14 protein-coding genes are annotated in these 15,303 nt (G+C 59.3%); 9 read left to right on the top strand and 5 right to left on the bottom strand.

The window, feature by feature from the left end; translation table 11 throughout:
• Positions 1-289 precede the first annotated feature (289 nt).
• Together ACV8MC_RS12480 and bfr are read left to right on the top strand one after the other, a co-directional pair.
• A complete protein-coding gene (locus ACV8MC_RS12480) occupies positions 290-508 on the top strand; it encodes a bacterioferritin-associated ferredoxin (protein WP_003227725.1) in 219 nt (72 codons plus the stop codon).
• A gap of 201 nt (positions 509-709) precedes the next feature.
• On the top strand, positions 710-1,183 hold the full coding sequence (gene bfr / locus ACV8MC_RS12475; RefSeq protein ID WP_016773403.1) for a bacterioferritin: 474 nt from the start codon (positions 710-712) through the stop codon (positions 1,181-1,183).
• Positions 1,184-1,384: 201 nt separating this feature from the next.
• Here bfr and grxD read toward each other — a convergent pair whose 3' ends face one another.
• From grxD to ACV8MC_RS12460, 3 genes are all read right to left on the bottom strand, one after another.
• A complete protein-coding gene (gene grxD, locus ACV8MC_RS12470; protein ID WP_016773402.1) occupies positions 1,385-1,726 on the bottom strand; it encodes a Grx4 family monothiol glutaredoxin in 342 nt (113 codons plus the stop codon).
• 97 nt (positions 1,727-1,823) lie between these two features.
• The gene (locus ACV8MC_RS12465) at positions 1,824-3,929 is read right to left on the bottom strand and encodes a molybdopterin oxidoreductase family protein (RefSeq protein WP_457265421.1); all 2,106 of its coding nucleotides are present in this window, start codon (positions 3,927-3,929) and stop codon (positions 1,824-1,826) included.
• A gap of 135 nt (positions 3,930-4,064) precedes the next feature.
• Positions 4,065-4,355, bottom strand: a complete 291-nt coding sequence (locus ACV8MC_RS12460) for a hypothetical protein (RefSeq protein ID WP_016773401.1) — start codon at positions 4,353-4,355, stop codon at positions 4,065-4,067.
• 406 nt (positions 4,356-4,761) lie between these two features.
• Here ACV8MC_RS12460 and argF point away from each other — a divergent pair, with 406 nt between their 5' ends.
• Positions 4,762-5,682 (top strand): ornithine carbamoyltransferase, encoded by a 921-nt coding sequence (gene argF, locus ACV8MC_RS12455; RefSeq protein WP_024014160.1) that lies wholly within the window; start codon positions 4,762-4,764, stop codon positions 5,680-5,682.
• Positions 5,679-6,788, top strand: coding sequence for an ABC transporter ATP-binding protein (locus ACV8MC_RS12450; RefSeq protein WP_095181785.1), 1,110 nt, complete (start codon positions 5,679-5,681; stop codon positions 6,786-6,788). The genes argF and ACV8MC_RS12450 overlap by 4 nt, the downstream gene beginning before the upstream one ends.
• Before the next feature lie 120 nt (positions 6,789-6,908).
• Here the strand turns inward: ACV8MC_RS12450 and ACV8MC_RS12445 are convergent, their stop codons facing one another.
• Positions 6,909-7,691, bottom strand: coding sequence for a PhzF family phenazine biosynthesis protein (locus ACV8MC_RS12445; protein ID WP_457265419.1), 783 nt, complete (start codon positions 7,689-7,691; stop codon positions 6,909-6,911).
• Positions 7,692-7,791: 100 nt separating this feature from the next.
• Positions 7,792-8,262 carry a Cys-tRNA(Pro) deacylase gene (gene ybaK / locus ACV8MC_RS12440; RefSeq protein WP_095181783.1) on the bottom strand — a complete coding sequence of 157 codons (471 nt, stop codon included), beginning with the start codon at positions 8,260-8,262 and terminating at the stop codon, positions 7,792-7,794.
• 350 nt (positions 8,263-8,612) lie between these two features.
• Here ybaK and ACV8MC_RS12435 point away from each other — a divergent pair, with 350 nt between their 5' ends.
• The 5 genes from ACV8MC_RS12435 (at position 8,613) to ACV8MC_RS12415 (ending at position 15,160) form a co-directional block, all read left to right on the top strand.
• A complete protein-coding gene (locus tag ACV8MC_RS12435; RefSeq protein WP_457265417.1) occupies positions 8,613-9,464 on the top strand; it encodes an MIP/aquaporin family protein in 852 nt (283 codons plus the stop codon).
• Between the two features lie 77 nt (positions 9,465-9,541).
• Positions 9,542-11,044 carry a glycerol kinase GlpK gene (gene glpK / locus ACV8MC_RS12430; protein WP_457265415.1) on the top strand — a complete coding sequence of 501 codons (1,503 nt, stop codon included), beginning with the start codon at positions 9,542-9,544 and terminating at the stop codon, positions 11,042-11,044.
• A 95-nt stretch (positions 11,045-11,139) separates the two neighbouring features.
• Complete coding sequence (locus ACV8MC_RS12425; RefSeq protein ID WP_007953179.1) at positions 11,140-11,895, top strand: DeoR/GlpR family transcriptional regulator; 756 nt, start codon at positions 11,140-11,142, stop codon at positions 11,893-11,895.
• Positions 11,896-12,184: 289 nt separating this feature from the next.
• Positions 12,185-13,720 (top strand): glycerol-3-phosphate dehydrogenase, encoded by a 1,536-nt coding sequence (glpD, locus tag ACV8MC_RS12420; RefSeq protein WP_457265414.1) that lies wholly within the window; start codon positions 12,185-12,187, stop codon positions 13,718-13,720.
• Positions 13,721-14,245: 525 nt separating this feature from the next.
• Positions 14,246-15,160, top strand: a complete 915-nt coding sequence (locus ACV8MC_RS12415; RefSeq protein ID WP_095181779.1) for a glutamate/aspartate ABC transporter substrate-binding protein — start codon at positions 14,246-14,248, stop codon at positions 15,158-15,160.
• Positions 15,161-15,303 lie beyond the last annotated feature (143 nt).

Below are 15,303 nucleotides of genomic sequence, written 5' to 3'. Positions count from 1 at the left end.
TGAAGTTCAGGGTCCGGGCCAGCCTGTCACCCTCAGGCGACAGCCCTGTGACACGAACCCTCTTCGCAAGGGACGACCATCATACACTGCGTGTTTGGCCTGTCCGTAACGGATTTTCCCTGTTCGGTTATCCACTGCGTATTCATGGGGTCAGACGCGCATTTGGAAAATACCGTTCGTCAGTCGCTGGGAAATTGGCTGGGAAGCGTTCCGAAAGCACTTTGACAATCATTCTCGTTAACATTAAGATCCATCGCAATTGAGTCACAACCAGCGACGGTTCTTACTTATGTATGTTTGCCTCTGCACTGGCGTCACCGACGGACAGATCCGCGAAGCGATCTATGAAGGTTGCTGCAGCTACAAAGAAGTTCGCCAGGCCACCGGCGTCGCCAGCCAGTGCGGCAAATGCGCCTGCCTTGCCAAGGAAGTGGTCCGCGAAACCCTGACCAAGCTGCAAACCGCCCAGGCCGCGATCCCCTACCCTGTAGAATTTACTGCTGCGTAAATGCCCCCATTTCAAAGAACCGGACTTCGCGTCCGGTTTTTTTATGCCTGAAAATCAATTGCTTAGCGTCCAGACGCGGAACACAAACATTCTTATTCCGATTAATTTTCATTTATTATTCAATAACTTAGGTTTGACACTTATAAACACCAAGCTCAAACTCCGCCTTATATACAGTTAATACAGGGCAGGACTCCGATCATGAAAGGCGACATTACAGTCATCCAGCATCTCAACAAGATCCTTGCCAATGAGCTGGTCGCGATCAATCAGTACTTCCTGCATGCGCGCATGTATGAAGATTGGGGTCTGAACAAGCTCGGCAAGCACGAATACCACGAATCCATCGACGAGATGAAACACGCGGACAAGCTGATCAAGCGCATCCTGTTCCTTGAAGGCCTGCCAAATGTGCAGGACCTGGGCAAGCTGCACATCGGCGAACACACCCGCGAAATGCTCGAATGCGACCTGCGCATCGAAAAGACCGGCCACGCTGACCTGAAAGCCGCCATCGCCCATTGCGAAACCGTTGGCGACTTCGGCAGCCGTGAACTGCTCGAAGACATTCTCGAGTCGGAAGAAGAACACATCGACTGGCTGGAAACCCAGCTCGGCCTGATCGACAAGATCGGCCTGGAAAACTATCTGCAGTCGCAGATGGGCGAAGAGTAGGCGCTGTCGAGTGAAACGAGGCTGCGATCTTTATCGATTTCAGCCTTGATACTCAGTCAACTCATATAACCAACAAAAAGCCCCGCCCTCTTTCGAGGTGCGGGGCTTTTTGCTGGCCGAAGATCAAAAGATCGCAGCCTCGTTTCACTCGACAGCTCCTACGGGAGACGCGTCGTCGAGCGAAACTCTATGAACGTAGAATCAGGCTTCGGACTTGTTCGCCGCTGCCGCTTCGACAGCCGCCTTGATGGTGCTTTGCAGCGAACCGTCTGCAGCCATCTCGGTCATGATGTCGCTGCCGCCGACCAGCTCACCGCCGACCCACAGTTGCGGGAAAGTCGGCCAGTTGGCGTACTTTGGCAGGTTGGCGCGGATTTCCGGGTTCTGCAGGATGTCCACGTACGCGAACTTTTCACCACAGGCCATCACGGCTTGCGCAGCTTTTGCGGAGAAGCCGCACTGCGGGGCATTCGGCGAGCCTTTCATGTAAAGCAGAATGGTGTTGTTGGCAATCTGCTCTTTAATCGTTTCGATGATATCCATGGAGCACCTCGGCTGAACTTTCCGACTCAGAGGTCGGCACGGTGGCGCATTGTAACGGAATCCCGAGCGCCATGCTCGGTCTCCCCGACAGACCCGCTCAAGCCGCCGCCACTGTCACCGGCACACCGTTCAACGCCGCGTTGCCCGACAGTTCGTCAAGCTGGCACTCGTCGGTCAGGTCGTTGGCGCTCGACCCCGGCTGGCCGCTGGCGATCGCCATCTGCACGCCCGGGCGCGCATGGCCCCAGCCGTGCGGCAGGCTGACCACGCCTTTCATCATGTCGAGACTGGCGAGCACTTCCACCTCGATCTGCCCGACCCGCGAACTCACCCGAACCCGTTGCCCGTCGGCCAGGCCACGGCTGGCCAGATCATCCGGGTGCATCAGCAACTGATGCCGCGGCTTGCCCTTCACCAGTCGATGGAAGTTGTGCATCCACGAATTGTTGCTGCGCACATGGCGGCGGCCGATCATCAACAACTCATCGGCAGCCGGCGCCTGCAACGCGGCAAAGCGAGCGAGGTCAGCGAGAATTTCCGGCGGTGCGGCCTGGATACGCTGATTCGGCGTTTTCAGACGTGATGCCAGATTCGGTTTCAGCGCACCCAGATCCACGCCATGCGGATGATCGAACAGCGCCGCCAACGACAACTTGTGCTCGGATGCATCGCCGTAGCGGCCCATGCGCAGGCCCATGTCGATCATCTTCGCCGGCGGCATCGTTGGTTTCAGCTCCTTGCCGGTTTTCTCGGCGAAGGCCTTGGCCAAACCGACGAAGATCTCCCAGTCGTGCAGCGCACCCTCGGGCTTGGCGAGGATCGCGCGATTGAAGCGGGTCACGTTACGCACCGCAAACAGGTTGAAAGTGGTGTCGTAGTGATCGTTTTCCAGCGCCGAGGTCGACGGCAGGATCAGATCGGCATAGCGCGTGGTTTCGTTGATGTACAGGTCGATGCTGAGCATGAAGTCGAGGCCGTCCAGCGCCTTCTCCAGTTGCCGGCCGTTGGGTGTCGACAACACCGGGTTGCCGGCCACGGTGATCAGCGCGCGGATCTGCCCCTCGCCCTCCGTGAGCATTTCTTCAGCGAGCGCCGAGACCGGCAACTCGCCGCCGTATTCAGGACGCCCGGAAACCCGGCTCTGCCATTTGTTGAAATGCCCGCCCGAGGTCGACGCCACCAGATCCACAGCGGGTTCGGTGCACAGTGCACCACCAACGCGGTCGAGGTTGCCGGTGACCAGGTTGATCAACTGCACCACCCAATGACACAAGGTACCGAAGGCCTGGGTCGAGACGCCCATGCGCCCATAGCAGACGGCACTCGGTGCGGCAGCGAAGTCGCGCGCCAGTTGGCGAATCTGTTCGGCAGGCACCGCGCAGAGCGGGCTCATCGCTTCGGCGCTGAATTCAGCCACGGCGTTTCGCACTTCGTCGAGGCCATCGACCGGCAAATGGCTGTCGCGGGTCAGGCCTTCGCTGAACAGCGTATTGAGCATGCCGAACAGCAACGCCGCATCGCCGCCCGGGCGGACGAACACGTGCTGATCGGCCATCGCTGCGGTTTCGCTGCGGCGCGGATCGACTACCACCACTTTGCCACCGCGCGCCTGAATCGCCTTCAGGCGCTTCTCGACGTCCGGCACGGTCATGATGCTGCCGTTGGACGCCAGCGGATTACCGCCGAGGATCAGCATGAAATCGGTGTGATCGATGTCCGGGATCGGCAACAGCAGACCGTGGCCGTACATCAGATAGCTGCTGAGGTGATGCGGCAGTTGATCGACTGAAGTGGCCGAATAACGATTGCGGGTTTTCAGCAACCCCAGGAAGTAATTGCTGTGGGTCATCAGGCCGTAGTTGTGCACGCTCGGATTGCCCTGATACACCGCAACGGCGTTCTGGCCGTGACGTTCCTGAATCGCCGCGAGTTTCTCGGCCACCAGCGCAAACGCCTCGTCCCATTCGATCGGCAGCCATTCGCTGCCGACGCGGCGCATTGGCTGCCGCAGGCGGTCGGGATCGTTCTGAATATCTTGCAGGGCCACGGCTTTCGGGCAGATATGTCCGCGACTGAAGGTGTCGAGGGCATCGCCCTTGATCGAGGTGATCGCGACATCGCCATCGGTTTCCGTAGTTTCGATGGTCAGCCCGCAAATGGCTTCGCACAGGTGGCACGCACGGTGGTGAAGAGTCTTGGTCATGGCCAGTCTCTGTCTTGTTCGGGAGCAGGCAATCACGCCCGCGGGAACAAAACTATGGCCCGTGCGCAGAGGCTGCGCCAGCGACGTTCGTCTTGTGAATCGACGGTTATCAGGACAGCCGATAAATCGCCGCGATCAGTTCGGCGGCAACTGCGGCGGTGCCGCCAGCTGAATTTCCTGGATGGTTTCGATCTGCTCATGGGCGACGTGCACGCCGGTGAGCTCGCCGATCAATCGCCAGTGTTCATCGAGCCCGGCGCTGATGGTGGCCATGCGATCGATCATGTGTCGGCCGGCGGATTTGACCACTTCGTCGTCACTGCGCAGCAACTCGAAAGACATCGAGGTGACTGACGCGGTGAGATGGGTCAGGGAGCGAGCCGTGTGGCCCAGCAGCTCCATTAACAGTTGTTCTTTCGATTCCATGCGGAGGCTTCCTGCGTCGCTCGAAACTTATTTATAACCCAGCACTTTGCTTTAGCAAATGTTTCAGTCTGAACATCCGACCAAGCGAATCGGTGGCGCAGCGTTCGCAAACCGACCAGGACCGCTGCGTTGCCGTCGCGGCGCATTGCCAAGCGCGGCGGCGCCAGTGTACAAAGAGGCTCACCGCTGTACTGAATCCGGCTTCAATATGCGTGATCGAAATGCTCGGTCCGCGCTCCGAATCCCGCAGACAAAAGTACCCTATTGGAAAAACGCGACATTTAGTGTCAATATCGCGCCTTCCCCTATTTCGTCGCCCCGTGCGGCTTACGCCGCAGGTCTCGCCCGTTGTTCCGTTAAACAAGGCTTTGAGCATCTGCGGTCTGTAGCAAAAAGGTAGTCAATGATGAGCGCAAGGCACTTTCTCTCCCTGATGGATTGCACGCCCGAAGAGCTGGTCAGCGTGATCCGTCGAGGCGTTGAGCTCAAGGACCTGCGTAACCGCGGCGTACTGTTCGAGCCTCTGAAAAACCGCGTGCTGGGGATGATCTTCGAAAAATCCTCGACCCGTACCCGGATCTCCTTCGAGGCCGGCATGATCCAGCTCGGCGGCCAGGCAATCTTCCTGTCCCCGCGCGACACCCAACTGGGCCGTGGCGAGCCGATCAGCGATTGCGCCATCGTCATGTCGAGCATGCTCGATGCGGTGATGATCCGCACCTTCGCCCACAGCACCCTCACCGAATTCGCCGCCAACTCGCGCGTGCCGGTGATCAACGGCCTGTCCGATGATCTGCACCCGTGCCAGTTGCTCGCCGACATGCAGACCTTCCTCGAACACCGTGGCTCGATCCAGGGCAAGACCGTGGCCTGGATCGGTGACGGCAACAACATGTGCAACAGCTATATAGAAGCGGCGATCCAGTTCGACTTCCAGTTGCGCGTTGCCTGCCCGGAAGGCTACGAGCCGAACCCGGAATTCGTCGCCCAGGCTGGTGATCGCGTGACCATCGTCCGCGATCCGCAAGACGCCGTGCGTGGCGCGCATCTGGTCAGCACCGACGTCTGGACTTCGATGGGTCAGGAAGAGGAAACTGCCAAGCGCCTCAAGCTGTTCGCGCCGTTTCAGGTCAACCGTGCCTTGCTCGACCTCGCTGCCGAGGACGTGCTGTTCATGCACTGCCTGCCGGCGCACCGTGGCGAAGAAATCAGTCTCGACCTGCTCGATGACCCGCGCTCCGTCGCCTGGGATCAGGCAGAAAACCGTCTCCACGCACAGAAGGCCCTGCTCGAGTTCCTCGTTGAACCGGCATATCACCACGCATGAGCCATGAATTACTGCTGAACCTGCGCAACCTCGCTTGCGGCTACCAAGATCAACGCGTGGTGCAGAACCTCAATCTGCACCTCAACGCCGGCGACATCGGCTGCCTGCTCGGCTCGTCCGGCTGCGGCAAGACCACTACCCTGCGCGCAATCGCCGGTTTCGAACCGGTGCATGAAGGCGAAATCACCCTAGGTGGCGAAACCCTGTCCAGTGCCGGTTTCACCCTGGCGCCGGAGAAACGCCGGATCGGCATGGTGTTTCAGGACTACGCGCTGTTCCCGCACCTGAGCGTGGCCGACAACATCGCTTTCGGCATTCGCAAGCACCCGAACAAGGCGCGCGTGGTCGAAGAGCTGCTGGAACTGGTCAACCTGAAAAACCTCGGCAAGCGCTTCCCCCACGAATTGTCCGGCGGTCAGCAACAGCGCGTCGCCCTCGCCCGCGCCCTGGCGCCGGAGCCGCAGTTGCTGCTGCTCGACGAGCCGTTCTCCAATCTCGATGGCGAACTGCGCCGCAAGCTCAGCCATGAGGTGCGCGACATTCTCAAGGCTCGTGGCACCAGTGCGATTCTGGTCACCCACGATCAGGAAGAAGCGTTCGCCGTCAGCGATCACGTTGGCGTGTTCAAGGAAGGTCGGCTGGAACAGTGGGATACGCCCTACAACCTCTATCACGAACCGGCGACGCCGTATGTCGCCAGTTTCATCGGTCAGGGCTATTTCATTCGCGGCCAGCTCGTCACCCCGGAATCGGTGCAGACCGAGCTGGGTGAACTGCGCGGCAACCGTGCTTACACCTGGCCGATTGGCGGTGCAGTGGATGTGCTGTTGCGTCCGGATGACATTGTTTATGCACCGGACAGCCCATTGAAGGCGCAGATTGTCGGCAAGACATTCCTCGGCGCGGCGACCTTGTATCGCCTGCAACTGCCGACCGGCGCGCAGCTGGAATCGATCTTCCCCAGCCACGCCGATCATCTGGTTGGCGCGCAGGTCGGGATTCGCGTAGCGGCGGATCACCTGGTGCTGTTCCAGGCATCCGGCAGCACCGCGGCGCAGATTCCGGCGGTGGAAAACGGCGTCCGTCGGTTCAGCACCAGCCTTTGATCCGCACTGGATAAAAATTGTGGGAGCGAGCCTGCTCGCGAATGCGGTGTTTCAGTCGCCGAAGATGTTGACTGAAAGAGCGCTTTCGCGAGCAGGCTCGCTCCCACAGTTGGTATTGCCTCAGCCTAAAAACAGGGTACCGCTGGCCACAAGCGTCGCATTGCCGCCAATCTTCACCCGCTCACCTTCCAGCCGACAGAACAACTCCCCGCCCCGCGCCGAGCGCTGGCATGCGCTCAGGTTCGTTTTGCCCAGACGCTTGGACCAGTACGGAATCAGGCTGCAATGCGTCGAACCGGTCACCGGGTCTTCATTGATACCGATCGCCGGGGCGAAATAGCGCGAGACGAAATCATGCTGGTTGCCACGCGCGGTGACGATTGCGCCCAGCCATGGCAGTTTCGCCAGCGCCGCCATGTCCGGTTTGCAGTCGAGCACGGCCTGTTCCGATTCCAGCACCACGAACAGTTCGTTGGAGCCGAGCACATCAACAGCCTCAACACCCAGCGCCCGCTCGACATCCAGCGTCACGCCGATTTCCGAAGGCACGATGGTCGGGAAATCCAGCCACAGCCGGTCGCCTTCGCGGCTGACACTCAGCGGCCCGGACTTGCAGATGAAGTCGATGCGCTCGGCGCTTTCCTTATAGATTTCGAACAGTACAAACGCGCTGGCCAGGGTCGCATGCCCGCACAGCGGCACTTCGGTGGTCGGGGTGAACCAGCGGATATGCCAGGCCTGACCTTCGCGCACCAGAAACGCAGTCTCCGCCAGGTTGTGTTCGGCGGCGATCTTCTGCATCAAGTCATCGGCTAGCCAACTGTCGAGCCGATAGACCATCGCCGGGTTGCCACTGAACGGCCGATCACTGAACGCGTCGACCTGATGAAACGCAAGCTGCATGGATTTTCTCCCTTAATTGGTCGACCGAGCATGCAACGGCGGCCCGGATCAGTGCCAGTGACAGAAGCGCAATTGTTTCTTCATACAGCCGGCGCGAACATTACGCGCGGCCTATATCGGCGAACTGCGCCTGGGTGTGCTCAGCCAATACTGCCGGCGCCAGTTCCACTTCCAGTCCTCGCCGCCCGGCACTCACATAGATAGTCGCGAACCCCTGAGCGGAATTGTCGATGAAGGTGCGCAGGCGTTTCTTCTGCCCGAGCGGGCTGATGCCGCCCAACAGGTAGCCGGTTGAACGTTGCGCGGCAGCCGGGTCAGCCATTTCGGCTTTCTTCACTCCAGCGGCATGGGCCAGCCCTTTGAGGTCGAGCGTTCCGACGACCGGCACCACAGCCACCAGCAGTTCGCCTTTTTCACTGGCGGCCAGCAAGGTTTTGAACACTTGCGCCGGTGCGAGCCCGAGCTTCTCCGCCGCCTCCAGCCCATAGGACGCGGCCTTCGGATCATGTTCGTAACTGTGCACGCGATGTTCGGCACGAACTTTTTTCAACAAGTCCAACGCTGGGGTCATGGCAGCTCCGGGTTCGGCAATCTTTGAAAAACCTGCGGCGGATTCTAGGTCATCGTTGGGCAAAAGGCTCTATTCCAAGCCGCGAATCCCGTGGCTTCGCGCTGCATTCAAGCAGTTCGCGGCGCTGATCATTCACAAGGCGAATAGTTTTATTGTGACCGGTGGTTCACTTTCGACCTTTGACAGGTTTGTTTCTTGTCTATATTTTTTCGAATCTGAATAATGTAAGAATCATGCTCAACGCAGTACCCAGCAGTAACCCGGGAACCGAATGGGGATTCCGACCCGGTGAAGATCGCGCCCTGCTCCGTTGGCAAGGCGCCACACAAGAAAAAGAACCGAGGTTTTCAATGACAGCTGCTTTACCGCAACCATCGCTTTCCGGCCAATGCATGGCCGAATTCCTGGGCACCGCCCTTCTGATCTTCTTCGGCACCGGTTGTGTCGCCGCGCTCAAAGTCGCAGGTGCCAGCTTCGGCCTGTGGGAGATCAGCATCATCTGGGGCGTCGGCGTGAGCATGGCGATCTACCTCACCGCCGGGGTTTCCGGCGCGCACCTGAACCCGGCAGTGAGCATTGCTCTGGCAATCTTCGCTGACTTCGAAAAGCACAAACTGCCGTTCTACATCCTTTCGCAGATTACCGGCGCCTTCTGCGGCGCATTGCTGGTCTACACGCTCTACAGCAATCTGTTCTTCGATTACGAACAAACCCACCAGATGATTCGTGGCTCGGCCGCCAGCCTTGAATTGGCGTCGGTGTTCTCGACCTACCCGAACCCGGTGCTTTCGACGGCCCAGGCCTTTCTGGTCGAGATGATCATCACCGCGATCCTGATGGGCGTGATCATGGCCCTGACCGATGACAACAACGGCCTGCCACGCGGCCCGATGGCGCCGTTGCTGATCGGTTTGCTGATTGCCGTGATCGGCAGTGCGATGGGTCCGCTGACCGGTTTCGCGATGAACCCTGCGCGTGACTTCGGTCCGAAACTGATGACTTTCTTTACCGGTTGGGGTGAAATTTCCTTCACCGGTGGTCGTGATATTCCGTATTTCCTGATTCCGATTTTTGCACCGATTGTCGGTGCCTGCCTCGGCGCTGCCGGGTATCGCGGGCTCATCGCCCGTCACCTGACCGGCGCCACACCTGCTACAAAGGATGCAGAACCGGCCATTGACGGCAAACCAAGAACTTCTTGAAACAGTCGGCGCCGGCTCCTGCCCATCCGAGCCTGCGCCACGGCCCACTCTCGTTTTTTTCGTCCAAGGCAATCGACATGACCGACATTCAGAACAAGAACTACATCATTGCCCTTGATCAGGGTACGACCAGTTCGCGCGCGATCATCTTCGACCGCGACGCGAACGTAGTCTGCACCGCGCAGCGCGAATTCGTTCAGCATTACCCGCAGGCCGGTTGGGTCGAGCACGACCCGATGGAAATCTTCGCCACCCAGAGCGCGGTGATGGTTGAAGCGCTGGCCCAGGCCGGCCTGCACCATGACCAGGTTGCCGCGATCGGTATCACCAACCAGCGTGAAACCACCGTGGTCTGGGACAAGACCACCGGCCGCCCCGTGTATAACGCGATCGTCTGGCAGTGCCGCCGCAGCACCGAGATCTGCCAGCAGCTCAAGCGCGATGGCCACGAAGACTACATCCGTGACACCACCGGCCTGGTCACCGACCCGTACTTCTCCGGCACCAAACTGAAGTGGATCCTCGACAACGTCGAAGGCAGCCGCGAGCGTGCGCGCAACGGCGAGCTGCTGTTCGGCACCGTCGATAGCTGGCTGATCTGGAAATTCACCGGCGGCAAGGTGCACGTCACCGACTACACCAACGCCTCGCGCACCATGCTCTTCAATATCCATTCGCTGGAGTGGGACTCGAAGATGCTGGAGATCCTCGACATCCCCCGCGAGATGCTCCCGGAAGTCAAAGCGTCCTCGGAAATCTACGGTCGCACCAAGAGCGGCATCGCCATCGGCGGCATCGCCGGCGACCAGCAGGCAGCACTGTTCGGGCAGATGTGCGTCGAGCCGGGCCAGGCGAAAAACACCTACGGCACCGGTTGCTTCCTGCTGATGAACACCGGCGACAAAGCGGTGAAATCCCAGCACGGCATGCTCACCACCATCGCCTGCGGCCCGCGCGGCGAAGTGGCTTATGCTCTGGAAGGCGCCGTGTTCAACGGCGGTTCGACCGTGCAATGGCTGCGTGATGAACTGAAAATCGTCAACGACGCCCACGACACCGAATACTTTGCCAACAAGGTCAAGGACAGCAACGGCGTGTATCTGGTGCCGGCGTTCACCGGTCTCGGCGCGCCGTACTGGGACCCGTATGCCCGTGGCGCACTGTTCGGCCTGACGCGCGGCGTACGTGTGGATCACATCATCCGCGCCGCGCTGGAGTCGATCGCCTACCAGACCCGCGACGTACTCGACGCCATGCAACAGGATTCCGGCGAACGCCTCAAAGCTCTGCGCGTGGACGGCGGTGCGGTGGCGAACAACTTCCTCATGCAGTTCCAGGCCGACATCCTCGGCACCCAGGTCGAACGCCCGCAAATGCGCGAAACCACCGCACTCGGCGCGGCTTATCTGGCCGGCCTGGCCTGCGGTTTCTGGGGCAGCCTGGAAGAATTGCGCGGCAAGGCAGTGATCGAGCGCGAGTTCGAACCGAGCCTTGACGAAACCGAGAAAGAGAAACTCTACAAAGGCTGGAAAAAAGCCGTCAGCCGCACCCGTGACTGGGCGCGCGAGGACGGTGAATAAGCCAGCCTTGAGATACACATAGGCATCTAACTGGTCGGGAGCGGATTCCTGCGGCATCATGGGCAAATTTTGCTTGGCAGCCCAAAGGAAGCCCCATGAATCTGCCTCCCCGTCAGCAGCAAATCCTCGAGCTGGTCCGCGAACGCGGCTATGTGAGCATCGAGGAAATGGCCACGCTGTTCGTTGTCACCCCGCAAACCATCCGCCGCGACATCAACCAGCTCGCGGAAGCCAACCTGCTGCGTCGCTACCACGGTGGCGCCGCGTACGATTCCAGTGTCGAAAACACCGCGTATGCCATGCGTGCCGATCAGATGCGCGATGAAAAGCAACGCATCGGTGAAGCCATTGCCGCGCAGATCCCCGATCACGCCTCGCTGTTCATCAATATCGGTACGACCACCGAATCGATCGCCCGCGCCCTGCTCAATCACAGCCACCTGAAAATCATCACCAACAACCTGCACGTCGCCTCGATGCTCAGCGCCAAGGATGATTTCGATGTGCTGCTGACCGGCGGCAACGTGCGCCGCGACGGCGGTGTGGTCGGTCAGGCGAGCGTGGACTTCATCAATCAGTTCAAGGTCGATTTCGCCTTGGTCGGCATCAGCGGGATCGATGAGGACGGCAGCCTGCTCGACTTCGATTATCAGGAGGTCCGGGTCAGCCAGGCGATCATCGCCAACGCGCGACAGGTGATTCTGGCAGCGGATTCGAGCAAGTTCGGGCGTAATGCGATGATTCGACTGGGGCCGATCAGCCTGATCGATTGCCTGGTCACCGATCAGCAACCGGTGCCGGCGCTGGCGCAGTTGTTGAGTCAGCACAAGATTCGGCTGGAAGTCGTCTGAACCCTCTCCCTCGCTGACCGAACCGACGCCTTCGCGAGCAGGCTCGCTCCCACTCTTGGAATGCATTGCAAAATGTGGGAGCGAGCCTGCTCGCGAAAACGATCGATCACACCACACATCTTCTGCGCCTTGCGCGCGTTCATGTTCGAAAATTTTCTTTTAATCGCCCTTCGATGAGTTTTTTCAATCGAACGCGACTGGCTGCGCGCGTGTTTATGGGCTACCATTTTCGCAAATGAACATTTATGTTCGATTTCCAATACAAAATCAAAAGAACCGAGGCCAGCCGATGTCCACCTCTACCTTGCGTACGCCCCCTCTCTCCGAGATCTATGACGTTGCCGTGATTGGCGGCGGGATCAACGGCGTCGGGATCGCAGCGGATGCCGCCGGTCGCGGTCTTTCGGTGTTCCTTTGCGAAAAAGACGACCTGGCCAGCCACACCTCGTCGGCCAGCAGCAAGCTGATCCACGGTGGCCTGCGCTATCTGGAACATTACGAATTCCGTCTGGTGCGTGAAGCGCTCGCCGAGCGTGAAGTGTTGCTGGCCAAGGCGCCGCATATCGTCAAACCGATGCGTTTCGTACTGCCACACCGCCCGCACCTGCGTCCGGCGTGGATGATTCGTGCCGGCCTGTTCCTCTACGACAACCTTGGCAAACGCGAAAAGCTGCCAGGTTCGAAAAGCCTGAAGTTCGGCGCCGACAGCGCGCTGAAAAGCGAAATCAAGAAAGGCTTCGAATACTCCGATTGCTGGGTCGATGACGCCCGCCTCGTGGTCCTGAACGCCATGGCCGCCCGTGAAAAAGGCGCGCATGTGCATACCCAGACCCGCTGTGTCAGTGCCCGCCGCACCAAAGGTCTGTGGCACCTGCATCTGGAGCGCGCCGACGGCAGTTTGTTTTCGATCACCGCCAAAGCACTGGTCAACGCCGCCGGCCCATGGGTGGCCAAGTTCATCCGTGACGACCTGAAGATGGAATCGCCGTATGGCATCCGTCTGATCCAGGGCAGCCACATCATCGTGCCGAAACTGTACGAAGGCGAACATGCGCATATTCTGCAAAACGAAGATCAGCGCATCGTTTTCACTATTCCGTACCTGAACCACTTCACTCTGATCGGCACTACCGACCGCGAATACACCGGCGACCCGGCGAAAGTAGCGATCACCGAAGGCGAAACCGATTACGTGCTGAAAGTGGTCAACGCCCACTTCAAGAAGCAGCTCAGCCGCGAAGACATCCTGCACAGCTACTCGGGCGTTCGGCCGCTGTGCAACGACGAATCCGACAACCCGTCTGCGGTCACTCGCGATTACACCCTGGCGCTGTCGGGCAACGCCGAGGAAGCGCCGCTGCTGTCGGTGTTCGGCGGCAAGCTGACCACTTACCGCAAGCTCGCCGAGTCGGCGATGGCGCAGTTGATGCCGTTCTTCACCCAGATGCGCCCGAGCTGGACCTCGACCGCCACCCTGCCCGGCGGCGAAGACATGACCACGCCAGAGGCCCTGAGCGCGCGGATTCGCGACAAGTTCGATTTCGTCCCGACCGAAATCGCCCGGCGCTGGGCCGTCACCTACGGCAGCCGCACCTGGCGCATGCTTGAAGGCGTGCAAACGCTGGCCGATATGGGCGAGCACATCGGCGGCGGGCTCTACACCCGCGAAGTCGATTACCTGTGCAGCGAAGAGTGGGCCACTACGGCGCACGACATCCTGTGGCGCCGCACCAAGCTAGGCTTGTTCACCACACCGGAGGAACAGCAGACGCTGTCGACGTATCTGGGCAAGGTTGAGCAGAGCCGGAAGATCGAGGCGGCTTGATCTTCGCCCCATCGCTTGAACGAAAGCCCCTGAATTGTGAGATTCAGGGGCTTTTTGTTATGTGGACTTTGTTGAACCTGATTGGGGCAGTTGGATCTTTTCCCCCTCACCCCAGCCCTCTCCCCCAGGGGTAGAGGGGAAAGGGAGCCGATCTCCGTGGGTTCCAAAGTCCGAGGTCGACTCGGTATCTCACGTCGCCGTAACTCGACCATCCACCGCAGTCAGTCCCCTCTCCCTCCGGGAGAGGGTTAGGGTGAGGGGCTTTTGATCGTTCGGTTTTCCGAACGCGACTCCACAGTCGATTCGGTTAACCGGATCATGCGTTCATAAAATTACCGCCATAAAACTTTAATAACGTTATAAAACAATCGCTTAACGGACTTCGACTGCTCTGGCACGAGTCATGCTCTACACTCTCTCGACGAATGCCTGCTGTGCCAACACTTCAGGAGCCGTCAGGCATTCGAAGCACAAAAAGGGCCGACAAACTGGCTCCATAAAAAAAACAATGTCGAGGAAAATTTGATGCGCATCGTTCCCCATATCCTGGGCGCAGCCATTGCTGCCGCTCTGATCAGCACGCCAGTTTTCGCCGCCGAACTCACCGGCACCCTGAAGAAGATCAAAGAGTCCGGTGTCATCACCCTGGGCCACCGTGACGCCTCCATTCCGTTCTCCTATATCGCTGATGCGTCCGGCAAGCCGGTCGGCTACTCGCACGATATCCAGCTGAAGATCGTCGAAGCGATCAAGAAAGACCTCGACCTGCCGAACCTGCAAGTCAAATACAACCTCGTCACCTCGCAGACCCGTATCCCGCTGGTGCAGAACGGCACCGTGGACGTCGAGTGCGGTTCGACCACCAACAACGTCGAGCGTCAGCAGCAGGTCGACTTCTCCGTCGGCATCTTCGAAATCGGTACCCGTCTGCTGTCCAAGAAAGACTCCAAGTACAAGGATTTCGACGATCTGAAAGGCAAGAACGTCGTAACCACCGCCGGCACCACCTCCGAGCGCATCCTCAAGGCGATGAACGCCGACAAGCAGATGGGCATGAACGTCATCTCCGCCAAAGACCACGGCGAGTCCTTCCAGATGCTGGAATCGGGCCGTGCCGTTGCCTTCATGATGGATGACGCACTGCTGGCCGGCGAAGCCGCCAAGGCCAAGAAAGCCGCCGATTGGGAAGTGACCGGCACGCCACAGTCGTACGAAATCTACGGCTGCATGATGCGCAAAGGCGACGAGCCGTTCAAAAAGGCTGTGGATGACGCGATCAAGGCCACTTACGCTTCGGGCGAAATCAACAAGATCTACGAGAAGTGGTTCATGCAGCCGATTCCGCCAAAAGGCCTGAACCTGAACTTCCCGATGAGCGACGAGCTCAAGACCCTGATCGCCAATCCGACCGACAAAGCGGCTGACGACAAGAAGTCCTGATTTTCTGACTAACCTTATCCCCTGAGGAGGCGCCTGCCTTTTCAGGGGATGGTCACTCCCTGCTGGCATTTTTCTGGAAACACTCGAACCGGTGGCTGTCGAGCCGATCGCGTGTGCCCGGTCTTTGAAAAAAGACTGGGGAG

This window comes from Pseudomonas sp. PK-RTE-24 (assembly GCF_054052265.1).
The sequence above is the reverse complement of the archived record's forward strand: the minus strand, read 5'-3'. Positions and strand labels throughout refer to the sequence as shown.